This is a genomic window from Flavobacterium endoglycinae (genome assembly GCF_017352115.1).
GTDB lineage: Bacteria > Bacteroidota > Bacteroidia > Flavobacteriales > Flavobacteriaceae > Flavobacterium > Flavobacterium endoglycinae.
This window is the reverse complement of record NZ_CP071448.1, coordinates 3867085-3889621: the sequence shown is the minus strand read 5'-3', so window position 1 is coordinate 3889621 and position 22537 is coordinate 3867085. Positions and strand designations below refer to the sequence as shown.

Annotated in this window: 22 protein-coding genes; 12 read left to right on the top strand and 10 right to left on the bottom strand. The window is 32.9% G+C overall.

The window, feature by feature from the left end:
• Positions 1 to 14: 14 nt before the first annotated feature.
• Positions 15 to 956 (top strand): LysR substrate-binding domain-containing protein, encoded by a 942-nt coding sequence (locus tag J0383_RS17320; RefSeq protein ID WP_207295229.1) that lies wholly within the window; start codon positions 15 to 17, stop codon positions 954 to 956.
• Positions 957 to 990: 34 nt separating this feature from the next.
• Here the strand turns inward: J0383_RS17320 and J0383_RS23705 are convergent, their stop codons facing one another.
• Positions 991 to 1188 (bottom strand): hypothetical protein, encoded by a 198-nt coding sequence (locus J0383_RS23705; protein WP_026730370.1) that lies wholly within the window; start codon positions 1186 to 1188, stop codon positions 991 to 993.
• A gap of 166 nt (positions 1189 to 1354) precedes the next feature.
• On the bottom strand, positions 1355 to 2020 hold the full coding sequence (gene mnmD, locus J0383_RS17315) for a tRNA (5-methylaminomethyl-2-thiouridine)(34)-methyltransferase MnmD (protein WP_207295228.1): 666 nt from the start codon (positions 2018 to 2020) through the stop codon (positions 1355 to 1357).
• Positions 2021 to 2332: 312 nt separating this feature from the next.
• On the opposite strand from mnmD, the gene J0383_RS17310 reads away from it, so the two are divergent.
• Positions 2333 to 3403 carry a branched-chain amino acid aminotransferase gene (locus tag J0383_RS17310; RefSeq protein WP_207295227.1) on the top strand — a complete coding sequence of 357 codons (1071 nt, stop codon included), beginning with the start codon at positions 2333 to 2335 and terminating at the stop codon, positions 3401 to 3403.
• A 100-nt stretch (positions 3404 to 3503) separates the two neighbouring features.
• Here J0383_RS17310 and J0383_RS17305 read toward each other — a convergent pair whose 3' ends face one another.
• Positions 3504 to 4082 carry an SMI1/KNR4 family protein gene (locus J0383_RS17305; protein WP_207295226.1) on the bottom strand — a complete coding sequence of 193 codons (579 nt, stop codon included), beginning with the start codon at positions 4080 to 4082 and terminating at the stop codon, positions 3504 to 3506.
• Between the two features lie 158 nt (positions 4083 to 4240).
• Positions 4241 to 4621, bottom strand: a complete 381-nt coding sequence (locus J0383_RS17300) for a pyrophosphohydrolase domain-containing protein (RefSeq protein ID WP_207295225.1) — start codon at positions 4619 to 4621, stop codon at positions 4241 to 4243.
• A gap of 350 nt (positions 4622 to 4971) precedes the next feature.
• Between J0383_RS17300 and J0383_RS17295 the strand changes: the two genes are divergently transcribed.
• The 4 genes from J0383_RS17295 (at position 4972) to J0383_RS17280 (ending at position 7727) form a co-directional block, all read left to right on the top strand.
• Positions 4972 to 6186: an SRPBCC family protein gene (locus tag J0383_RS17295; RefSeq protein WP_207295224.1), complete on the top strand. Its 1215-nt coding sequence runs from the start codon at positions 4972 to 4974 to the stop codon at positions 6184 to 6186.
• Positions 6187 to 6263: 77 nt separating this feature from the next.
• Positions 6264 to 6806, top strand: a complete 543-nt coding sequence (locus J0383_RS17290) for an RNA polymerase sigma factor (RefSeq protein WP_207295223.1) — start codon at positions 6264 to 6266, stop codon at positions 6804 to 6806.
• Positions 6807 to 6839: 33 nt separating this feature from the next.
• A complete protein-coding gene (locus J0383_RS17285; RefSeq protein WP_207295222.1) occupies positions 6840 to 7253 on the top strand; it encodes a hypothetical protein in 414 nt (137 codons plus the stop codon).
• Positions 7254 to 7271: 18 nt separating this feature from the next.
• Positions 7272 to 7727 carry a sensor of ECF-type sigma factor gene (locus J0383_RS17280; RefSeq protein WP_207295221.1) on the top strand — a complete coding sequence of 152 codons (456 nt, stop codon included), beginning with the start codon at positions 7272 to 7274 and terminating at the stop codon, positions 7725 to 7727.
• 72 nt (positions 7728 to 7799) lie between these two features.
• Here J0383_RS17280 and J0383_RS17275 read toward each other — a convergent pair whose 3' ends face one another.
• The gene (locus tag J0383_RS17275; protein WP_207295220.1) at positions 7800 to 8858 is read right to left on the bottom strand and encodes a WD40/YVTN/BNR-like repeat-containing protein; all 1059 of its coding nucleotides are present in this window, start codon (positions 8856 to 8858) and stop codon (positions 7800 to 7802) included.
• 238 nt (positions 8859 to 9096) lie between these two features.
• On the opposite strand from J0383_RS17275, the gene J0383_RS17270 reads away from it, so the two are divergent.
• The 3 genes from J0383_RS17270 (at position 9097) to J0383_RS17260 (ending at position 13858) form a co-directional block, all read left to right on the top strand.
• On the top strand, positions 9097 to 10383 hold the full coding sequence (locus tag J0383_RS17270; protein ID WP_207295219.1) for a hypothetical protein: 1287 nt from the start codon (positions 9097 to 9099) through the stop codon (positions 10381 to 10383).
• 135 nt (positions 10384 to 10518) lie between these two features.
• Positions 10519 to 12492: a KUP/HAK/KT family potassium transporter gene (locus J0383_RS17265; protein ID WP_207295218.1), complete on the top strand. Its 1974-nt coding sequence runs from the start codon at positions 10519 to 10521 to the stop codon at positions 12490 to 12492.
• A gap of 151 nt (positions 12493 to 12643) precedes the next feature.
• Positions 12644 to 13858: an RsmB/NOP family class I SAM-dependent RNA methyltransferase gene (locus tag J0383_RS17260; RefSeq protein WP_207295217.1), complete on the top strand. Its 1215-nt coding sequence runs from the start codon at positions 12644 to 12646 to the stop codon at positions 13856 to 13858.
• Positions 13859 to 13954: 96 nt separating this feature from the next.
• Here J0383_RS17260 and J0383_RS17255 read toward each other — a convergent pair whose 3' ends face one another.
• Positions 13955 to 14998: an AMP-binding protein gene (locus J0383_RS17255; protein ID WP_207295216.1), complete on the bottom strand. Its 1044-nt coding sequence runs from the start codon at positions 14996 to 14998 to the stop codon at positions 13955 to 13957.
• 7 nt (positions 14999 to 15005) lie between these two features.
• Positions 15006 to 15959, bottom strand: coding sequence for a CPBP family intramembrane glutamic endopeptidase (locus J0383_RS17250; RefSeq protein ID WP_207295215.1), 954 nt, complete (start codon positions 15957 to 15959; stop codon positions 15006 to 15008).
• Between the two features lie 114 nt (positions 15960 to 16073).
• Here J0383_RS17250 and arsC point away from each other — a divergent pair, with 114 nt between their 5' ends.
• Together arsC and J0383_RS17240 are read left to right on the top strand one after the other, a co-directional pair.
• Entirely contained in the window at positions 16074 to 16418 is a 345-nt protein-coding gene (gene arsC / locus J0383_RS17245) for an arsenate reductase (glutaredoxin) (RefSeq protein ID WP_207295214.1), read from the top strand.
• Positions 16419 to 16512: 94 nt separating this feature from the next.
• Positions 16513 to 18981 carry an outer membrane beta-barrel family protein gene (locus tag J0383_RS17240; RefSeq protein ID WP_207295213.1) on the top strand — a complete coding sequence of 823 codons (2469 nt, stop codon included), beginning with the start codon at positions 16513 to 16515 and terminating at the stop codon, positions 18979 to 18981.
• Between the two features lie 208 nt (positions 18982 to 19189).
• Here the strand turns inward: J0383_RS17240 and J0383_RS17235 are convergent, their stop codons facing one another.
• Together J0383_RS17235 and J0383_RS17230 are read right to left on the bottom strand one after the other, a co-directional pair.
• Positions 19190 to 19363 carry a hypothetical protein gene (locus J0383_RS17235; RefSeq protein WP_044048118.1) on the bottom strand — a complete coding sequence of 58 codons (174 nt, stop codon included), beginning with the start codon at positions 19361 to 19363 and terminating at the stop codon, positions 19190 to 19192.
• A 114-nt stretch (positions 19364 to 19477) separates the two neighbouring features.
• Positions 19478 to 19636, bottom strand: a complete 159-nt coding sequence (locus tag J0383_RS17230) for a hypothetical protein (protein WP_207295212.1) — start codon at positions 19634 to 19636, stop codon at positions 19478 to 19480.
• A gap of 70 nt (positions 19637 to 19706) precedes the next feature.
• Between J0383_RS17230 and fumC the strand changes: the two genes are divergently transcribed.
• The gene (gene fumC / locus J0383_RS17225; RefSeq protein ID WP_207295211.1) at positions 19707 to 21092 is read left to right on the top strand and encodes a class II fumarate hydratase; all 1386 of its coding nucleotides are present in this window, start codon (positions 19707 to 19709) and stop codon (positions 21090 to 21092) included.
• A gap of 104 nt (positions 21093 to 21196) precedes the next feature.
• On the opposite strand, the gene J0383_RS17220 is transcribed toward fumC, so the two are convergent.
• Complete coding sequence (locus tag J0383_RS17220) at positions 21197 to 22405, bottom strand: NAD(P)-dependent oxidoreductase (protein WP_207295210.1); 1209 nt, start codon at positions 22403 to 22405, stop codon at positions 21197 to 21199.
• Between the last annotated feature and the right edge of the window lie 132 nt (positions 22406 to 22537).

The following is a 22537-nucleotide window of genomic DNA, read 5'->3' as shown; positions in this document are numbered from 1 at the left end:
AATTTACTATCAAAATGACGATAACTCAATTACAATATGTATTAGCTGTTGCCGAGCACAAAAATTTTACTCTTGCAGCCGAAAAATGTTTTGTAACCCAGCCTACTTTAAGTATGCAGATTCAAAAGATTGAAGAAGAATTAAACATTTTAATTTTTGATCGAAGCAAAAAACCAATCCAGCTGACTGATATAGGTCAGAAGATTGTTAACCAAGCAAAGAATATTGTAAACGAAGCAGAACGTATTAAAGATATTGTTGAACAGCAAAAAGGTTTTATTGGAGGTGAATTCCGTCTGGGAATTATTCCAACTATCATGCCTACACTTCTTCCAATGTTTTTAAACAACTTCATTAAAAAATATCCAAAAGTTAAACTTTTAATCGAAGAGCTTAATACAGAAGAAATTATAGTAAAACTAAAAAACGGTCATTTAGATGCTGCTATTGCGGCAACTCCGCTTGAAGACGAAAAAATAAAAGAAATTGTACTATATTTTGAACCTTTTGTAGCATATATTCCAGAGCATCATGCGAGTTTTCAAAAACAAGAAATTGAAGTTGCTGATTTAAATTTAAATGAAATCCTGCTTTTACAAGACGGACATTGTTTTAGAGATGGAATTTTAAATCTTTGCAAAAGTGTTTCAGATGCAGACCAAAATAATTTCCAGATCCAAAGCGGAAGCTTTGAAACCCTTATTAAGTTAGCCGACGAAGGTCTGGGCACAACGTTACTTCCGTACTTGCACACCTTAGACTTAAAAGAATCCGATAAACTGAAACTACGTAATTTTAAGGAACCAAAACCTGCTCGCGAGGTAAGTTTAATTTACCCAAAGAGCGAATTAAAAATGCAAATCATTGACGCCATCAGATCTACAATTGCTGGAGTTGTAAAAGGAGCAATTGTTTTTCAAAATGTTCAAATCATTAGTCCGCTGCAAAAAAAGTAATCATAAAAAAAGGAGCCAATTCGGCTCCTTTTTTTTATACTTTAATTAGTAGTAGACTTTGTTTTAATTCTGGTTTTTCGATTACAAAACTTAATAACCACTCTTGCAATTGTTCCATTTCGTATGGTAACAGTGTTTTGATAGCTTTTTCTAGCTCTTTGCAGAAAAGCACCGGATCGAAACTTACTCTCTCAAGTATTGATTTCGTGTAATCAAACATCATTTTTGACATAATAAAATAAGATTTTTGGGGGTTATCTATATTTTTAAACTCGCACCAAATGTAAACATTAATCACATATAAAGTTTCTTTTTAACTTATTTTTTTAAAAACTTTATCAACGAATACGTTTTCTTAGTACATATAAATCAATATAGAACCATTCTAAACAACTAAATTATACCTTTTTAAAGGCTCTAAACATTTCTCGTTTTCCTGGAGGACCTGCTAATTTTTCGACTGTAAACCCAACAGAAATCATACTTCTTTTCACAACTCCGCGGGCTGCATAAGTAACAAGTACTCCATTAGGTTTTAAACTATTGTACATTTTCTGAAAAATTTCAGTACTCCAAAGCTCCGGCTGTACCCGGTATCCGAAAGCATCAAAGTAAATCAAATCGAAAATTTCAAAATCGTTTATTTCATCAAAAAATTGTTTCCTTTTAGTTAACGAGAAACGGCTGCTAATTTCTATTTTTTTACCCCATTCTGATTTATGCATTTCTTGAAAAATGTTACGAAATTCCAACGCCTCTAGTTCTTCAACGTAATTCATAGCTAAAACTTCATCAGCATTTACTGGATATCCCTCTATTCCAACATAATCAATTTCCTGATTTTTATTTTCAGATTCTAAAAAAGTAATAAAAGCATTTAGTCCTGTTCCAAAGCCAATTTCCATTATACGTACAGGATTATTTTCAAATAATGAAAGTCCATTCTTTATAAATACGTGTTTGGCTTCTTGTATAGCACCATGCTTCGAGTGGTAACTTTCATTCCATTCTTCTAAATGAATTGTGGTTGAACCATCTAGCGTTTTAATTATTTCTCTTTTCACGATTTTTCGAATTTAATAATGGCGTTTTACTGATTTTCAGTCCGTTTTCTTCCTCAAAATTAATCAAAACTAATGCGTAAAGCCTTAAAAAATGACACTTTTTTGATAAATTCTTTATAAAACTTCCTCAAAAATTTAGGTTTATTATAAGATAAATAAATCTCAATCAAAAGGAGGAATTAATGTTTTTCCGCTAAGAAAATTATATATTTTTCCGTAATTTTGCATTCAGTAAAACCTATTCTTCACCAGATCATTACGTTATATATTTCATCTGTAAGAATACAAATTAGATAAAAACTTTACATAATTATGAGTACAACTCAAACAAGCAAAATCGAAATCAGAAAAGCTGAATCGTCTAAGATAAGTTCTGTAGACTTTGAAAACTTAAGCTTTGGTGCTGTATTTACAGACCACTTATTTGAATGTGATTACAAAAATGGACAATGGCAGACTCCGGTCATTAAGCCTTATGCTCCCATTTTAATGGATCCTTCTTCAAAAGTCTTTCATTACGGTCAAGCTATTTTTGAAGGAATGAAAGCTTATAAAGATGAAAATAATGATGTTTGGTTATTTAGACCTGATGAAAATTACAAACGTTTCAACAACTCTGCGGTTCGTATGGCAATGCCAGAAGTACCTGAAGACATTTTCATGGAAGGTTTAAATGAATTATTAAAAATCGACCAGGAATGGGTTCAAAGAGGAAATGGTGCCAGTATGTACATTCGTCCTTTTATGATTGCTACAGGACCTGGAGTGATCGCAAATCCATCTGACGAATATAAATTTATGATTTTACTTTCTCCTGCAAAAGCCTATTATGGTGGTGAAGTAAAAGTAATCATTGCAGAACACTATAGCCGTGCTGCAAATGGTGGAATTGGAGCTGCAAAAGCAGCAGGAAATTACGCTGCTCAGTTTTATCCAACTAATTTGGCAAACAAAGATGGTTTCCAACAAGTTATCTGGACTGATGATGCAACACACACAAAATTAGAAGAAGCAGGAACGATGAATGTTTTCTTCAGAATTAATGATACTTTATTAACTGCTCCAACAAGCGAAAGAATTTTAGATGGTGTTACTAGAAAAAGTTTGATTGCAATGGCAGAAAAAGAAGGATTAAATGTAGAAGTTCGCCCAGTAATTGTTTCTGAATTGGTTGAAGCTGCTAAAAACGGATCTTTGAAAGAAATCTTCGGAGCGGGAACTGCAGCGGTTATTAGTGTTATCAAAGGATTCTCATATAAAGATGAGTATTTTGAAATGGCACCAATTGAAAACTCTTATGCTTCATTCTTAAAAGAAAAACTAACAAGTCTTCAAAATAAACTTTCTGAAGATACTTACGGATGGACAGTTAAGGTTCAATAAACCCAAAATCAGAATAAAATAAAACCTCGATAGATTCAAAATTTATCGAGGTTTTTAGTTTTTAATTTTGAAAGCTTTATTTTAAACAAAATATTGGTTATTAAACAATAAAATCATCTGTAAATTCAATAATACCATCATCCACTTCTATGATATTTTGTTTTAATCTATATAATATTTCATTTGAAAAGTCTTCAAAAGAACCAGAAATTATTTCATCAAATTCAGTTTCTTCATAATCCATTCCTGAGTGATAACAAAAAATTTGCCCAATCTTACCATTTTTCCCAGGATCTAAATCAATTACTATTTTTTGTGAACCTTCATAATCTGTAAAAGGTATCCATTTTCTATTCCAAATTACTGGTTTAATTCTATTTTCTTTAACCCAGTCAATAGATTCTCCATCATCAAACAATTCACTCATCATTCTCCATGTCTTTATAATTTCCTCGATTGATAAAAAATTATTATATCCTATCAATGGTTGAATCCCATTAAGCTCACAAGATTGACCATTAAAAGTTAAAAGATAATTTTTAAAACTATCTGGCAAATTTACATCTAATGTTTTTTCTAAATATTCAATTTCCTCTATTGTTGCAGGCGCATTAACTTTCCTATTACCTTTAACAATTCTGCTTAATTCTTGCAAAATTAATTTCCATGTATCTTTCATAACCATTTTTGTAATTTATAAAAACCAATTTTAAAAAATAAAAGTATTATCTTACAAATATATGAATTAGGTAATATAAAATATTAGCTTGTTAAAAAGAAAATTAATCATTAATTAAAACAAAACCCGATAAATTAAAATCTATCGGGTTTTTAATTTTATAAAAGTTTAGAAAAATCTGGTTTAAAATAATTTGGGCCTTTCATTACTTTTCCGTCTTCGCGATAAATCGGCTGGCCGTCTTCGCCAAGTTTGCTCATATTACTGCGTTGGATTTCATCAAAAACAGCTTCAATTTTATCCTGTAAACCGTGTTCTATTATAGTACCGCATAAAATATACATCATGTCGCCAAGAGCATCAGCGATTTCGACAAGATCATTATTTTGCACTGCTTCAAGATATTCTTCGTTTTCTTCTTTCATTAAATTATAACGAAGCAGATTTTTTGTTGCCCCCAAATCAGCTATGGGAGTATGGCTGTGTCCTATTTTAAAAGCAGTATGAAATTCCGTAACCGCATCAAGTTGTTTTTTCATTTTTTATTTTATTAAATGGAATGGCAAATTAGCAACAATTCGTGTACAATTCTCTAAATTTGCCAAAAATAATTTTTAGCTATGTTTAGTCAGGGACAATTAATATTCGGAGTCTGTTTTTTTATTGCATTTGTAATCGTTATGATTTTCGCTTACCGCAGAGATCTTAAGCTTCATAAAGTATTTTACAAAGGAAATTACAAAGTATTAATTGGTTTTCTTCTTTTTATTGTTATTCTATTTGTTATCAAAATCTTTCTAAAAAGATAACACAATCTATTTTTTTATTTTTAGTTATATTAGTTTAGACTCGCAATAAAATTTATAACTTTACGCAAAACCTGCACCCAATGAAGATTCTAAAATATTTATTTCTTTTACTATTATTAAGTTTAGTTGCTCTTACTGTTTTTGTTGCTACTCAAAAAGGAGTTTTCTCTGTAGAAAGAAGCAAAGTAATTAATTCATCAAAAGCAACGGTTTACAATTATGTAAATGATTTTAGAAACTACGAAGATTTTGAATCTTGGGCAGTTGAAGATTCAACACTGCAGTTTACTTTTCCAAATAAAACAGTTGGAAATGGCGGTTCTTTTTCATGGGCAGGCGATGAAGGGACCGGAAATGCCATAACAATAAAAGCGAAAGACGGTGAAAGTATCGAACAAAAAATGAAATACGACGGTACAGAAGCCGATGTAATTTGGACGTTTAAAGATACTTTAGCAGGAAAAACAAAAGTTACTTGGAAAGCAAAAGGAACGATGAGTTTCTTATTTAAAATATACGCCGCACTTAACGGAGGATCTGACAAGGTTATTGGAACTATTTACGAAAAAAGCCTTGTAAACATTGACAAAAACTTAGATTACGAAACCAAAACTTACGCTGTAAAAGTAGACGGACCAGTAAAGAAAACTGAAACGCCATACATCAAACAGACTTTTACAAGTGAGATTTCAAAAATCAATAAAAACGCTAGAATTGTTATTCCGAAACTTATCCATTTTAGCGAAACCAATGGATTAAGTGCCAGCGGAAAACCATTTATTATTTACCATACTTATGATACTGCGAGAGGATTAGCAAAAATCTCTATTTGCTTACCTATTAACAAAGAGATTTCCACTAGTTCTGGAAGTGATATTTTGACAGGAAAACTAAATGCTTTTGATGCTGTAAAAACAACATTAACAGGAGATTATTCTCATACTAATGAAGCAATTGCCAAAACGACTGCTTATATTAACAAAGAAAAAATAACCCCAGAATTAAGCTGGTCGCATCTTGAAGTTTTAACCGTAAGTAAATTAGATACAAAAAGTCCATCTAAATTAATAACAGAAATTTATTTGCCAGTTAAACCGAAAATTGTTCCAGCCGCACCTACAACTGTAACACCAACTGAAGAACCTGTTTACAATTCTGAAACCGGAGAAACAACTCCAAGCTCTAAACCTGCTGTTGCTAAACCTGCCGTACAAAAGCCGGCTCAGAAACCAGTAAAAAAACCTGCAACAACTCCAGCTACAACTCCGCCAGCAGAGGAAGACTCAGAATTTTAATTTTTTTTTGAAGATTGATTAAACCTTTTATATAAATTTCAATCTAACTGCTTATAAAGTTTGATAAATCAAGAAGTTTGGTCGACGAGAAGGAATTTATAGAACAATTATTGAATCCTAAAACGCAAAATACTGCGTTTCAAAAACTCATATCCGATTATCAAAGACCGCTGTATTCTCATATTCGAAACATTGTTTTGAATCATGACGATGCAGACGATGTTCTGCAGAACACTTTTGTGAAAGTATTTCAGTATTTGAAAAACTTTAAAGGAGAAAGTAAACTTTTTTCCTGGATGTATAGAATCGCAACTAATGAAGCACTGACTTTTTTGAATCAAAAGGCAAAGTTGAAAGGAATCTCTTCTGAAGATTTACAAAACAAAACGATTGAAAACCTACGATCGGATGTGCATTATGACGGCGATGAAATCCAGCTCAAACTTCAAAAAGCAATTGTCACTTTGCCGGAAAAGCAGCAATTGGTTTTTAAAATGAAATATTTCGAAGAATTAAAATACGAAGAAATCGCAGAAATTTTAGGAACATCGGTAGGTGCTTTAAAAGCATCGTATCATCATGCGGTAAAAAAAATTGAATTATATGTTACATCAAATTAAACCTTTTGTAACTAATCTAATCTTACAGACATTATGAAAGAATTTAAATTAGAAAACGAACCGAAAATAAAGTCAGGATTTAAAACTCCAGACCATTATTTTGACACACTTTCGGCAAAAGTTTTAGAACAGATAAACGAAAAAGAAGTAAAAGTAATTCCGCTTTACAAACGCAAGAAAGTGATTTCGATAGCGGCAGCGGCAGCTATTTTTATTGCTTTTATGATTCCAACTGCAAATCATTATTATAAGGCTTCGAAAGAATTGGACGAATCAACTCTGGAAACGTATCTTGCTTATCAATCTAATTTAAACCAATACGATTTAATTAGAGAACTAGATACAAAGGACATTGATAAACTTAACAAAAATGTTGCCCTTGAAGATGAAACTCTGGAAGACATTTTAGCATCAAACCCAAACATTGAAAATTTAATTTCTGAATAAAAACAAAAATATTACGATATGAAAATCAAAAATATAGTAACAGTAATTCTGTTTTTAGCCACTTTTTCATTTTATGCGCAAGATAAATTAGATGAAAAACGTGAAAAAATTAAAGCGCTTAAAGTTTCTTTTTTAACAACAGAACTGGAACTTACTCCAACAGAAGCCGAGAAATTCTGGCCAATTTACAATGCCTACGATGACAAGCAATTTGAACTTCGTCATGAAAAAATGAAAACATACCTCCGCAAACTGGACGATGATAATTTGAATTCTATTTCAGAAAAAGAAGCCGTTGTCTTATTATCACAAATTGAAAGCACAGATAAGGAGCTTTATGTTTTACGTGATAAATTTATGACAAGCCTTAAAAAAGTGCTGCCTGCGAAGAAAATACTAAAACTTAAAAGATCAGAAGATGATTTCAGCCGCAAATTATTGAAACAATATCGAGATAAGGCTGGAAAAAATTAAGTTTTTAAAAATACAACAGTGATAAGTCCCCTATATAATAATACTTACTTTATTATTTAGGGGATTTATTTTTTATTTAAAGTTAAGTCGGACTACTTTGTTATATCCTGCAGCAATTGCAGTATTCCTGTTTACAAAACGGATAGTAAACAATTTAGAATCAGTAGATAACTGCATCCAGTTTTCGCCGCCATTTTGAGAATATTGTATTCCTTCAGAACCTACACAAATAATTTCTTTTCCATTTCCTCCTGGTACGTACTGTATACATGATGCATAACCAAAGCCCATGTTCTGCCCTATTAGTTCCCAAGTTTTTCCCCCATCTTGAGTAAAAGCTTTATTGTCTGTTTTTTTATTTGGAAGATCATAATCACCACCAGCGATAAATCCGTGTTTTGCATCGTAGAAATCAGCTGTAAAAATACCCGTCATTGTTTTTCCTTGCACAATTGGAGTTTCTACTACTTTCCATGTTTTAGCTTTATCTGGAGAATAAAAAACACGTGCTTTTTTCCCTCCCGAAACTAACCATGTATCATTTCCTTTTATTACGATATTTGTATTACTTGCCGCAAAAGCACTTTCACCAGAAGCATTGGTTGGCAATTTATCCGAAAGTAATTTAGTCCAGGTTTCCCCTCCATCTCTTGTCACAATTACTGAAAAAGTATCTTCTGTTGGATCACCAATAGCAATTCCTTCTTTATCATTCCAAAACTGCATACTGTCGTAAAACACTTTTGGATTTACTTCTTTATAAACCAATTTGGCTTTGTGATCTTTTTTTGAAATAGAATACAATAAAGCCGGATTTGACACGCTTAATAGAAAGATATCTTTAGAAGTCTGGGCGATGCTTCTAAATTCTAAATTAAGTGTATCACGATAAATACGTTCTTCAAATTTTTCTTTCTTATCAAGATCAAAATAACCAAAACGAGAATTATCGGCTCCATACCAAACTTTGTTTTTATCAATTACTATGGCACGAATACTGATTTTATCTTGAAACAAGGTATCTATTTTTATCGAAGTAAAACCGCTGTTCATCGGTTTATTACTTCCATTAAGCGTTTTAAAAGAAACAAATAAGACAAAAACACTGCAAAATAGTATAATTTTTCTCATATAAAATTAGATTTTGGTTAATGCTAAAATACAATTATTTATAACATCTCAAATATGTTTTCTTTTTTTTAAGAAATAATAATTTTTAAAGCCATTTATTGTATAATCAAAATTAAAAATCATTAAACAAAAACTAACAATCTCACTATAAGTACTTTAAACCATATCGAATAGCTTTTTAAAATTGTGGCACAGTAATTGGATATCTCGTAATACAATAATTTAATATGATTTTATCATGAAAACGAAACTACTTTTAATAGCGCTTGTAGCATTAGTTTTTGGTTCTTGTTCTGCACAAAGTCAAACTACTGTTTACGCAAAAAACTCAGACATAAGTGATAACTTAGATCTTAGAGCAGTTGCTTCTATGTTTGGGGAATCTGCCAATCTTCAGGATTTTGAAAGAAGATTGAACGATCCAAAATATCAAATATCCAATCTGGACTTAAATGGAGACGACGAAGTAGATTACTTAAGAGTAATCGAATCCGTAGAAGACAGAACACACGTTGTAATTATCCAAGCCGTTTTAGATCGTGATGTTTATCAGGATGTTGCTACTATTGATGTAGAAAGAGACAACTACAACAAAGTAAACGTTCAAATTGTAGGTAACTCTTATTTATATGGAGCAAATTACATCTATGAGCCTGTTTACAGCGTAGTTCCGGTTATTTATACTTCATTCTGGGTTACTAATTACAGACCTTACTATTCAACATGGAATTGGGGTTATTATCCAACGTATTATACAGCTTGGAGACCTTATCCAGTTTACAGATATAGAAACAATATAAATGTATGTATTAATGTACACAATACTTATAATTACGTAAATACCAGAAGAAGTTACAGAGCACCTGCTATCTACGAAACAAGACGTACTTACGGTTACGAGAGAATGAGACCTAATTACAGTTTTGCAGATAGACACTCAAATGTAAGCAACAGATATGATCTTGACCAAAGAAGAATTGCGAGCAGAGAATCTAACAGAACATACAATACAAACAGATCTAATTCTGATAGAAGTGCATCGCCTTCTGATAACAGAAACTATTCAAACAGAAATTCTTCTGATAGAACTTATAACACCAATCGTGTAAGTACTGCTAATAGAGATAATTCTGGTGTAAACGCTCCGGTAAGAAATGAAAACAGAGCAGAAACAAGAAATGATTCAAGAAATGACTATGGAAGAAACAATTCAAATGTTTACTCTACAAGATCAAATTCTGAAAACAGAACTTATACAGGCAGAACATCATCTGCTCAAAACAATGAAGCACCAAGAGGCTATTCAGAAAACAGAATGAATACTTCAAGACCTGCTCCAACACAAAGAACAGAAGCACCAAGAAGTTATTCAGAAAACAGAGGAAATTCTGAAAACAGATCAAATGCTTCAAGATCTCAAAATGTTCAGCGCTCTGAAGCTCCTAGAGCAAGTCAGGAATCAAGAGGCGGCGGACAGCAGAGAGAAAACGGATCTAATTCAAGAGGAGGCGGAAGAAGAGGATAATTAGAATATTTCAATTTACACTTAAAATTAAAAGCACAATTTGGGGATTGTGCTTTTTTTTATCTTTTTAATTATTATTGTCGCTAATTTGTTTTAAAACAGTAAATTTGCATCCGTCTTTTATTAAAAATATACATGAGCGCATCGCATAAAAACTTACATAGTAAGTTGTCTATTGGGGGTTTATTGATAACATTAGGGATAATTTATGGAGATATTGGTACTTCTCCGCTATATGTAATGAAAGCCATACTTGGCAGCCATACCATCGATGCCGATATTGTATTAGGAGGTATTTCTTGTGTTTTCTGGACCTTGACATTACAAACTACAATAAAATATGTTCTTATAACTTTAAGCGCTGACAACCATGGTGAAGGAGGTATTTTTGCCCTATATGCCCTGGTCAAGAAAACTAAAATTCAGTGGCTTATTGTTCCCGCCATTATTGGAGGAAGTGCATTACTCGCAGACGGTATCATTACGCCGCCCATCTCAATTTCATCTGCTGTAGAAGGAATTAGGGCATTTTATCCAACAATGGAAACTGAAACCATTATTGGTATTGTAATTACCATTCTTTTCATCCTTTTTACCATACAACAATTCGGAACTAAGCTGGTGGGAAAATTCTTTGCCCCAATGATGCTTATCTGGTTTGCTATGCTGGGAACATTAGGATTAATTCAGATTTTACACTATCCAGAAGTAATTAAAGCAATAAATCCGTATTACGCATATCACTTATTGTCCATTCATCCTGATGGATTCTTCGTTCTTGGTTTTGTCTTTTTATGTACTACCGGAGCAGAAGCATTGTATTCAGATATGGGACACTGTGGTAGAAAAAACATCCGAATGAGCTGGATTTTTGTAAAAGGGACTTTAGTATTAAACTATTTTGGACAAGCTGCTTATTTAACACACCATCAAGGAAGCACTTTACAGCAATTAGGAGGTGAAAACGGAAATCCTTTTTACCTGATTATGCCACATTGGTTTTTACCATTTGGGATTGTAGTAGCAACTTTAGCGGCCGTAATTGCTTCTCAAGCACTTATCAGCGGATCGTTTACATTAATCAACGAAGCAATGCGCTTGAATTTCTGGCCAAAAGTAAAAATCAAATATCCTACCGAAGTAAAAGGACAATTATACATTCCTTCTATTAACTGGTTATTGTTTTTTGGTTGTGTGGGAATCGTACTTCACTTCAAAAAATCAGGAAATATGGAGCATGCTTATGGTCTTGCCATTATACTGTGTATGATTATGACAACGATTCTTTTGAATTATTATCTAATCATGAAGCGTGTAAAATTGTATTTCATGGTACCGCTTATTACTATTTATCTTTTAATTGAATTTAGTTTCTTGATTGCTAATATTACCAAATTTGCAGAAGGAGGTTATGTAACCCTTATTATTGCAATTCTATTGATTTCGATAATGACCATTTGGTATTTGGCTAAGAAAATCAACAAAAACTACACGAAAGTGGTCAAAATTGATGATTACAAAAAAGTACTTATGGAGTTAAGCCAAGATTTATCAATCCCGAAATATGCAACACATTTGGTATATATGACCAATGCTAATCGTGTGGATGAATTGGAGGAAAAAGTAATTTATTCGATTTTACAAAAACGTCCAAAAAGAGCTGACATTTATTGGTTTGTACACGTAAACATTCTAACTGAACCTTATAAAACACAATATAAAGTTACAGAAATTGCTAAAGACGATATTTACAGAATCGACTTTAACTTAGGTTTTAGAGAGCCAACCAAAATTAATTTAATGTTTAGAGAAGTAATTCGTGACATGGTGAAACGCGGCGAAGTGGATATTACCAGCCGTTACGAATCATTAAACAAAAACAATATTATTGGTGACTTTAAATTTGTATTGTCTGAGAAATTCTTATCAAATGACAATGATTTAAGATGGCATGAAAATATTATTATGAACTCGTATTTCTTCATTAAAAAACTAAGTTTATCTGAAGAAAGAGCCTTTGGTTTAGACAGTAGTTCTGTAAAAATAGAAAAATTCCCAATGGTGCTTCACGCTCCAGAAAATATCGGATTAACGAGAATAACAAAATAAAAACTGCTTGCAGAAAACTATTTCAGAAAAACACTCTTTTAAACTTTTATCAGAGTGTTTTTCTTTTAAAAAAGAAAGCTGAATCAACAACTCAAATTAAAAATTTAACTTTCAATCAATTAATAGTACCTTTGCAGCTCAAATATTAGAAATGAGATTACACAGAAATTTAGTTTATACTACCATTGATTCTTTGAATGCTATTTTCAATGAAGGAGAATACGCCGACAAAGTGGTAGCCAGAGCCTTAAAGAAAGACAAACGTTGGGGAAGTTCCGACAGGAAGTTTGTTGCCGAAACGATATATGAAATTGTACGCTGGAAACGTCTGTACGCAGAAATTGCCGAAGTTAAAGAACCTTACGACAGAGATAACCTATGGAGAATGTTTGCCGTTTGGGCTGTTTTAAGAGGATATCCAATTCCAGATTGGAGACAATTAGAAGGAACTCCTGAAAGAAAAATAAAAGGTCGTTTTGATGAACTTTCAAAAACAAGAGCGATCAAAGAATCTATTCCAGACTGGATGGACGAATTGGGCGTAAAAGAACTTGGAGAAAAAGTTTGGGCTAAAGAAATTGCAGCACAAAACCAGCCTGCAAAAGTAATTTTAAGAACTAATACGCTTAAAGGAACTAAAGAAAGTCTACGAAATACGTTGATGGATTTAAATATTGAAACTGAATATTTAAAAGATCAACCTGATGCTTTGGTATTAAAAGAAAGAGCAAATGTTTTCCTTACAGATGCTTTTAAACAAGGTTTATTTGAAGTGCAAGATGCCAATTCACAGTTAGTAGCAAATTTCTTGGATGTTCAGCCGGGAATGCGCGTTGTTGATACTTGTGCAGGAGCAGGTGGAAAAACATTGCATATGGCTTCCTTAATGAACAATAAAGGACAATTAATTGCAATGGATCTGTACGAAAGCAAACTAAAGCAGTTAAAGTTAAGAGCAAAAAGAAATGGCGCTTTTAATATTGAATACCGTATTATCGACAGTACAAAAGTGATCAAAAAATTACACGAAAAAGCTGATCGTGTTTTAATTGATGCACCTTGCAGCGGATTAGGAGTTTTAAAAAGAAATCCTGATTCTAAATGGAAATTACAACCTGAATTTATCGACAATATCCGTAAAGTTCAGAGTGAAGTTTTAGAAAGCTATTCTAAAATTGTAAAACCAGGCGGAAAACTTGTATATGCTACTTGTTCGGTTTTACCTTCTGAAAATCAAGAGCAAGTTGAGAAATTCTTAAAAACAGAAATCGGACAGCAATTTACTTTTATAGAAGACCGTAAAATGCTAGCTTCAGAATCTGGTTTTGACGGATTTTATATGGCATTAATGGAACGTAAAAAATAAAATATTTTTATATTTAAAAAACCAATATTTAAAATCCCAAATTCCAATCTGAGTTATTGGAATTTGGGATTTTTAATTTTTAATTTTCAATTATTTTTAAGCTTTCCAGCTAGATTTACGTAGCAATTTTCCGTTTTCGTTTTCTTTGAATTTCGGAACAAAAACAATTTCTTTTGGTTTTTCGAACTTTCCTAAAACATCAAAAAAATCTGGAGAAAACTCATATTTCTCTCCCTCAATAACCAAAATAAGTTTTTCTCCTAAAGTAGTATCAGGAACACCCGTTACAAAAAATCGATTTGGAATTTTATCAATCAGCTTAGCTTCGATTTGTTCTGGAATCAGTTTTACTCCACCGCTATTAATGATATTATCAATTCTTCCTAAAAAGACAAATTGATTCTCATTTACCAAATCAACAAGATCATTGGTAACAATTGGTTCATCAGAAATTGACGCAACATAAATAACCAGACAGCCACGCTCATCTTTTTCTATTTTTACATTTGGCAGAATCGAAAATGCTTTCTCTCCTACTCTTTTGGCGGCAATATGAGTTATGGTTTCGGTCATTCCATACGTCTCATAAATTTCCCTTTTTAAGGGCAGTAATTTTTCTTCTAATGAACTGTCCAATTTAGCCCCGCCAATAATCAGTTTTTTGATATTTCCGAGTTTCTCTATAGAATTCTGAACCTGCAGTGGCACCATAGCAGCAAAATCATAGTGTTTGTTATTGTAAGCCAGCGGTTCTGTACTTGGCGAAACTACATCTAATTCTAATCCTAAAATCAGACTTCGTACCAGCATCATTTTTCCTGCAATAAATTGTGTTGGCAGGCAAAGTAAAGCACGATTTCCAGGCTCTAATCCGAAAAAATCTCCTGTCGCGAGCGCAGATTGAATCATAGCTTGCTTTTCAAGTCTGACTAATTTAGGAAGTCCCGTAGTACCAGAAGTAGTCATTTCGACATAATCTTTTTTATCAAACCAGTCGAGAAAAAATTCTCCAATAGCACGTTCGAAAGCATCACCTTCTTTAATATAACTATATCCTATTCGGCATAAATCAGCTGCGTTGAGATGATAGCCATTTAGTTTAAAGTAATTATGAACATTTTTATGAGTTAAGTTTGGCATAATAGTATTAATTTGAATTTAAAAATTCTTTTGCTTCAATATCAGTTTCTTTAATTTCTCCAGTTAACTTCTCTTTCCAATTGGACCAATTGTATTTTTTACTAAAAATAAAAAGCAGTAAAGGATATACAATTATCACCGGAAGAATAACATCTGCACCTGCCGATGGCTCAGACATATCTTTAAATATAGAATGCGTTTGAAAAACCGACCAATCTGAGGTTACTAATAATGCTCCAACCAGATTATTAGAGGCATGAAAACCCAAAGCCAGTTCCATTCCTTCATCCATAAGTGTAATTACTCCTAAAAACAATCCTGTTCCAATATAGTATACCATAATTACATATCCCATTTTGGTAACTTCGGGGTTTAGAATATGCATAGTACCAAATATCAACGAAGTCATCATCAATGGAAACCATCTGTTTCGAGCCAGATTAGCAAAACCCTGCATGAGATATCCTCTAAACACATATTCTTCGGTACTGGTTTGAATGGGAATTAAAATAGTTCCTATAACCACCAAAATCAGGAAAGGGACTAATTTAAAATTCCATATATATTCTTTTGGAGCTTGCGAATACATTATAAAAAAGCTCACTACAGAAAACAAAGACCATAAAAAGAACGAAAAAAAGATTCGGTTCCAATCGATTTTTTTTCTTGTTGTGGTTATTGACAAAAGCGTTTGACGGTGTACATATTTCACAACAAAATAAATTCCCGCAAAAGCAAAAGCAAACGAAATCATCACCAAAAACAATGTAAGATTAGGCTCAAATACTTTTAATGCAGCATCGTTATCTGTTGGAAAACCCGTTTTTTCAACAAAACTTTTATACAAAACCGCAACCGAAAAAGGAATCTGACCTATAAACGAAGCTGTTATGATAAAAACTGAACCAATTAGATATTTCCAAAAATGATTTTCAGGTTTAATTCCTTGCTCTAAAAACATATCTTTTTAAAATTATTTAAATGAGAATCCGATTTAAATACTAAATCCTATTTTTGCTATTAATACAACAGCTTTTTTGATAAATCTATTTTATCACACCTTAAATATAACAAAATGATACAAATTTACCATAATCCACGCTGCGGAAAATCCAGAAACTGTCTTGCATTTCTAGATGAGAACAAACAAGAGTATGAAATAATCTCTTATTTAACTGACACTCCAACGTTTGACGAGCTGAAAGAACTTTTAAAAAAACTGGATTTAAATCCCAATCAATTAGTGAGAACCAAAGAAAAAATCTGGATTGAAAACTACAAAAACAAAAATCTCACTGACGAACAAACCATTCAGGCTATGGTTGATAATCCAATTTTAATTGAAAGACCAATTGTAGTAAAAGACGGAAAAGCCATTATTGGAAGAGATTTAGACAAAGTAGCTTCTTTTTTAGACTGATTCTAAAATAGATTGTTAACATTTTTTTGTGATCTTTCTCTTTAAACCAAAAGGTAAATTTGCCGTCTAAGAAGAAAAGAGAAACCAGAAAAAAATGAAAAAAATCAATTTCGCTGTATTACTTGTGCTTATTCTCACGAGTTTTTGCAATTATGCACAGCAAGGACCACCCGCAAGAAACAAAGTTAAGGTTACTGGAAAAGTATTCGAAAAAGTTAGCAAACAACCACTTGAATATGCTACAATTTCAATTATGGCACCAAATGACACGAAAGTTATTGCAGGTGGTATTACCAATCCAAAAGGTGAATTTGAAGTTGCCGTTGCACCAGGAACTTACGATATAAAAGTTGAATTCATTTCGTTTAAATCAACAGAATTCAAACAAAAGAATATTCAAGACGACACCAATCTTGGCGTTGTTAACTTATCTGAAGATGCTGCACAATTAAGTGAAGTTGTCGTTCGTGCCGATAAATCAACAGTTGAAATTAAGCTTGACAAAAAAGTTTACAATGTTGGTCAGGATATGATGGTAAAAGGTGGAACTGTAAGTGACGTTTTAGACAACGTTCCTTCTGTTTCTGTCGATTCTGAAGGAAACGTAAGTTTAAGAGGAAGCGACAATATTCGTATTTTAATTGATGGAAGACCTTCTCAAGCGATTAACATTGCCGAAGCTTTACGTCAGCTTCCAGCTGATGCTATCGATAAAGTAGAAGTTATTACAAATCCATCTGCACGATATGATGCAGAAGGTGGATCAGGAATCATCAATATAATTCTTAAAAAAGGTAAAAATCAAGGTTTCAACGGTACTTTGATAGCTTCAACAGGGCTTCCTGAAACGTATGGGTTAAGTGCTAACGTAAATTACAAAACCGAAAAATTAAACTACTTTACTACTGCAGGCTACAACTACAGAACTAATGAAGGTGGAGGTTTGACTAATACATCTTATTATAATGCTGACGGTTCTCCTAAAGGGTATTTAGATGAAGACCGTGATACAAAAAGAATTAGAAATGGTTTTAATGCAAGAGGTGGAGTTGAATGGTCAATTACTCCTACTACATTTTGGACAAACGCTATTAATTATCAAAAAAATACAGGAGAAGATAAAGATTTAATCAACTACAATAATTTTGATGCTGCGCATGCTTTCACAGGAGCAACTTCTCGTTTTAACAATGCTGATACTGGAAGCGAAAACGTAGAATTTACTTCAAACTTAATCAAAAACTTCAACGATAAAGGTCATAAACTTACTGCCGATTTATCGATTTCAAGAAATACAGACGACAGCAACAGTATCATTACGGCTTCACCAAGTTTTAACACAACGCTAAACGATCAAGTACAAAAACAAGTCTTATTTCAAACTGACTATGTTTTACCACTGGGAAAAGGAAGCCAATTTGAAGCAGGTTATAAAGGAAGTTTTGGAGATTTAGAAAACGAGTATTACGTAACAGACGAAAATTATGTAAAAGATCCAAAAAAATCAAACACTTTACAATACAAAGAAAACATCAATGCGCTTTACGCACAATATGGTTTGAAAGTAAATAAATTCTCTTATTTATTTGGTTTACGCTGGGAAGACACAGACATTCACGTAAACCTATTAGACAATAGTGAATTTAACACCAAGAAATACAACAATCTGTTCCCAAGTGCTTTTGTAAGCTATGAAATTTCAGATCAAAGTAATTTTACTGCCAGCTATAGCAAACGTTTGACAAGACCAAGAGGGCGTTTCATGAATCCGGCACTTAACTATTCTAGTAATATTAATATTTTTCAAGGAAATCCAGATTTAGACCCTTCATTAACTGATAAATATGATGTAGGATATATTAAAAGATGGGAAAAAGTAACTTTTAGCACTTCTGCTTATTTCGAAAACACAAAAGATGTTTTCAGCTTTGTTAGAACTCCAAATGGAGATACTGTAGACGGAATTCCAGTTATTTTAAGTCGTCCGATTAACTTAGGAAAAGAGCAAAAATATGGTTTCGAGTTTACATTCAACTATACTCCGTATAAATGGTGGAGATTAAATAGTAATTTCAACCTTTATAATGTAAAAACGACCGGAGAGAATACTTATATAGATACAAATGGAGCTACTGTAGTTCAAAATCTTGACAATCAAGCCAACACTTGGTTTGCCAGAATCAATTCAAAAGTTACATTGCCATACAAAATTGACTGGCAGTTAAACGGAACTTACAACGGATCACAAAAAACTGCTCAAGGGAAAAACCTAGACCAGTTTTCAATGAATACGGCTTTAAGTAAAGATGTTATGAAAGACAAAGCAACAATAGCTTTCAATATCAGCGATATTTTCAACTCAAGAATCATGAGATCGTATACGTACCTTCAAAATGATGTTACGGGCGAAAGCCAAAAATCGTACAGTGAAATGCAGTTCCGTAAACGTCAATTCAATTTATCATTCACGTATCGTTTTAACAAACCAAAAGGTGAAAGAGATAAAAACGCACAGCCTAGAAATGAAGGCGGCGGAGATGGCGGCGGAGAATTTCCTGGATAATATTTTTTAAACTCCAACCCTTTGGGAAATTCCAAAAAAAAAAATCCAAATTCCAATTTTTAAATTGGAATTTGGATTTTTTTATTCAAATTTATCCCGAAACTTCGGGATTGGAATTTGGAATTTCAATATTGGAATTTCGTTTTTTTTGGGCACAAAAAAAAGGACTCGTAAAAACGGGTCCTTTTCTTATGACATCAATCTAAAATTAAATAGATTGTTCTTCTTGTCTTTTTTTAGCTCTTTTTTCTTTGATCATTTCCCAGCTAGCACCCGTAACCCAGTAAGATACGAAACCAACTAAGAAAAACATTAACCAAAACCCTATAGTTAGTATGGTTAAGAAAAGTAAAAAGCCTAAGTACTGTGAAAATTCAAACATGTTTTCCGGAATTTTTGAATGTTACGACAAATGTAGCGTATATATTTTTTTCTCGCCAATAAAATCCAAATCAATTTTCGTTAAATAACATTTATGCGTATATTTATACTCATTTTAAATAAGGCTTTTTTCAAGCATCAAGTCCACATAAATAAAGGGATGCAAAAGAGCTGTATATTTTTCAAGAGCTGAAACCTGCTGTCCGCTGTATCTTTTTGTTCCGCCGCGGCAGAACAAAAAGGATGCCGCTCCCATCAGGGCTAAGGCATTCATTTTCAAAACAAATTTCAAATAAAAATTCAAAAATTTCACATTTTACAAATAACATTTTACAAACAATATAATGGAATACAGAATAGAGAAAGACACCATGGGCGAAGTAAAAGTGCCTGCTGATAAATATTGGGGTGCGCAGACAGAACGTTCAAGAAACAATTTTAAAATAGGCAATTCAGGTTCGATGCCAGCAGAAATCATAGAAGGTTTCGCTTATCTCAAAAAAGCCGCTGCTTATGCAAACTACGATTTAGGTGTTTTACCAATCGAAAAAAGAGACGCTATTGCGGCAGTATGCGATGAAATTTTAGAAGGGAAATTAAACGATCAGTTTCCGTTAGTAATTTGGCAGACTGGTTCTGGAACACAGAGCAATATGAATGTTAATGAAGTAATTGCCAACCGCGCCCAAGTTTTAAAAGGTTTTAAAATTGGCGAAGGCGAACAGTTTATAAAAGCCAATGATGACGTTAACAAATCACAATCTTCAAACGACACCTTCCCTACCGGAATGCACATTGCTGCTTACAAAATGGTGGTAGAAACTACAATTCCGGGAATTGAAAAACTACATGCTACTCTAGTTAAAAAAGCAACTGAATTTAAGGATGTTGTAAAAATTGGACGCACACATTTAATGGATGCGACACCTTTAACACTCGGACAAGAAATTTCAGGTTATGCAGCACAATTGGCATTCGGATTAAAAGCTTTGAAAAATACTTTAGCGCATTTATCTGAAATCGCCTTAGGCGGAACCGCAGTGGGAACTGGATTAAACACTCCAAAAGGATACGATGTAAAAGTAGCAGAATATATAGCAAAGTTTACGAATCATCCTTTTATAACTGCTGAGAATAAATTTGAAGCACTTGCAGCTCACGATGCCATTGTAGAAACTCACAGCGCATTAAAACAGCTGGCCGTTTCTTTAAATAAAATTGCCAACGATATTAGAATGTTAGCCTCAGGTCCTCGCTCTGGAATTGGAGAAATTCACATTCCAGAAAATGAACCAGGATCTTCAATTATGCCAGGAAAAGTAAATCCAACTCAATGCGAAGCTTTAACAATGGTTTGTGCTCAAGTTATTGGAAATGATATGGCAATTGCTGTTGGTGGAATGCAGGGACATTACGAACTAAATGTTTTTAAACCAGTTATGGCAGCTAACTTTTTACAATCGGCAAGATTATTAGGAGATGCCTGCGTTTCATTTGACGAGCATTGTGCTCAAGGAATTGAACCAAATCATAAAAGAATCAAAGAATTAGTAGACAATTCTCTAATGCTGGTAACCTCTTTAAACACTAAAATTGGATATTACAAAGCTGCCGAAATCGCCCAAACCGCTCACAAAAACGGTACTACTCTTAAAGAAGAAGCTGTCCGTTTAGGCTATGTTACTCCTGAGGATTTTGATGCTTGGGTGAAACCTGAGGATATGGTCTAGTTTAATTGTAAATTGTTAATGATGAATTATTAATTTTCATCACATTCAAATAAAAAGAGCTTTCTAAATTTAGAAAGCTCTTTTTTCAATTTATAATTAACCATTTACAATTCTCCATTATCAACGTAATCCTGTAGATAACTAAATCTTTCGGTCAGTTTTCCGTTTTCAGTGATTTTGGCTCGTTTTAGAATTCCGTCTTTATCACCGTTGAAGAAAGCTGGAATTACGTGTTCCATGAATTGTTCACCAAAACCTTCACTTGCATCTTTTGGGATTTCGCACGGCAGATTATCTACTGCCATTACTGCAACTGCCGCTGGATGGAAAAAATCAACTTCTTTATCTTCTAAAGGGAAATAACCATACAAAGGTTCAGCAATTGTAGAAGATCTCACTGTACACGCAATTGGACCGTTTACATCGCAAGAAATATCGGCTACCACTTTTAATTTACAATCTTTTGCATTCAACATTTCCTTAGTTAAAATCATAGGTGCGTTGTTCGCATAAAAATGTCCTGCAAAATAGATGTCAGATACTTTTGTGAATCTTTCAAAATCAGATTCATATTCTTCAGGATGATTTACAAAATCCTTAAAATCCAGAACCTGTCCGTCTTTTCTTTTGTTGTATTCTAAAACATCAAGCTGTACATAAACTGCTTGTGCGTATTTTTTCGTCAGATAATTATCTACTGTGATTTCTTTTACTTTTATGGCATCCAAAATCTCTTTTGCCCCGCTTCCAACCTTTCCGGTTCCAGTAACTACAAATTTTAAAGCAGGCATTGTTATGCGTTTTAAATGCATGATCAAAGCTTCTTTTCCCGAAAGAGTTTCTGCTTTTGGAAGTTTAAACAATTCGAATTTAATTCCGAAAGCACGAATTCCGTTATAAACTCCAACCATTCCTGCATATTTTCCAAAGCCAATCAAACGATGATCGTGCGCATCAACAATGGTTTCATGATCGTACAGATCGATATTCTTTTCTAAAACTGCCTGAAGCAATTTTCGGTTATGAGGTTGTTTTTTAATCGTATGCGAAAAAAAGAAATAGGATTTATTTGGAATTAAATTCTCAACAGGAACTTCTTTGACCCCAAATAAAACATCACAGTCTGAAACATCATCAGAAACGGTTATTCCCATGTTTTTATATTCTTCATCAGAAAATATTCTGATATCTGAACTTTCTACTTTTACAGAAGCATCATGGTAGGTTTGTTTTAATTTTGTCAGTTCATTAGGAGAAAAAACAACTCTTCTGTCAGGCGGATTTTTTCTTTCTTTTATAATTCCAAACTTCATTTAAATAGGTTTTTGCTAGTTTAATAAATATAACTTTTTACAGGTTATTTGTTTCAAATATAACAAATATAGTTAAAATTTTGTTTTAAAAATGTAATTTAGAATGTTTCGAAACCGTTACAAGCTGAAAAA

Excerpts from the sequence above, each read along its gene's own strand:
- J0383_RS17320 (WP_207295229.1), top strand. The coding sequence starts at position 15 with ATGACGATAACTCAATTACAATATGTATTAGCTGTTGCCGAGCACAAA.
- J0383_RS23705 (WP_026730370.1), bottom strand. The coding sequence starts at position 1,188 with ATGTCAAAAATGATGTTTGATTACACGAAATCAATACTTGAGAGAGTA.
- J0383_RS17310 (WP_207295227.1), top strand. The coding sequence starts at position 2,333 with ATGAGTACAACTCAAACAAGCAAAATCGAAATCAGAAAAGCTGAATCG.
- J0383_RS17305 (WP_207295226.1), bottom strand. The coding sequence starts at position 4,082 with ATGAAAGATACATGGAAATTAATTTTGCAAGAATTAAGCAGAATTGTT.
- J0383_RS17300 (WP_207295225.1), bottom strand. The coding sequence starts at position 4,621 with ATGAAAAAACAACTTGATGCGGTTACGGAATTTCATACTGCTTTTAAA.
- J0383_RS17295 (WP_207295224.1), top strand. The coding sequence starts at position 4,972 with ATGAAGATTCTAAAATATTTATTTCTTTTACTATTATTAAGTTTAGTT.
- J0383_RS17285 (WP_207295222.1), top strand. The coding sequence starts at position 6,840 with ATGAAAGAATTTAAATTAGAAAACGAACCGAAAATAAAGTCAGGATTT.
- J0383_RS17280 (WP_207295221.1), top strand. The coding sequence starts at position 7,272 with ATGAAAATCAAAAATATAGTAACAGTAATTCTGTTTTTAGCCACTTTT.
- J0383_RS17275 (WP_207295220.1), bottom strand. The coding sequence starts at position 8,858 with ATGAGAAAAATTATACTATTTTGCAGTGTTTTTGTCTTATTTGTTTCT.
- J0383_RS17270 (WP_207295219.1), top strand. The coding sequence starts at position 9,097 with ATGAAAACGAAACTACTTTTAATAGCGCTTGTAGCATTAGTTTTTGGT.
- J0383_RS17265 (WP_207295218.1), top strand. The coding sequence starts at position 10,519 with ATGAGCGCATCGCATAAAAACTTACATAGTAAGTTGTCTATTGGGGGT.
- J0383_RS17260 (WP_207295217.1), top strand. The coding sequence starts at position 12,644 with ATGAGATTACACAGAAATTTAGTTTATACTACCATTGATTCTTTGAAT.
- J0383_RS17255 (WP_207295216.1), bottom strand. The coding sequence starts at position 14,998 with ATGCCAAACTTAACTCATAAAAATGTTCATAATTACTTTAAACTAAAT.
- J0383_RS17250 (WP_207295215.1), bottom strand. The coding sequence starts at position 15,959 with ATGTTTTTAGAGCAAGGAATTAAACCTGAAAATCATTTTTGGAAATAT.
- arsC (WP_207295214.1), top strand. The coding sequence starts at position 16,074 with ATGATACAAATTTACCATAATCCACGCTGCGGAAAATCCAGAAACTGT.
- J0383_RS17240 (WP_207295213.1), top strand. The coding sequence starts at position 16,513 with ATGAAAAAAATCAATTTCGCTGTATTACTTGTGCTTATTCTCACGAGT.
- J0383_RS17235 (WP_044048118.1), bottom strand. The coding sequence starts at position 19,363 with ATGTTTGAATTTTCACAGTACTTAGGCTTTTTACTTTTCTTAACCATA.
- J0383_RS17230 (WP_207295212.1), bottom strand. The coding sequence starts at position 19,636 with ATGAATGCCTTAGCCCTGATGGGAGCGGCATCCTTTTTGTTCTGCCGC.
- fumC (WP_207295211.1), top strand. The coding sequence starts at position 19,707 with ATGGAATACAGAATAGAGAAAGACACCATGGGCGAAGTAAAAGTGCCT.
- J0383_RS17220 (WP_207295210.1), bottom strand. The coding sequence starts at position 22,405 with ATGAAGTTTGGAATTATAAAAGAAAGAAAAAATCCGCCTGACAGAAGA.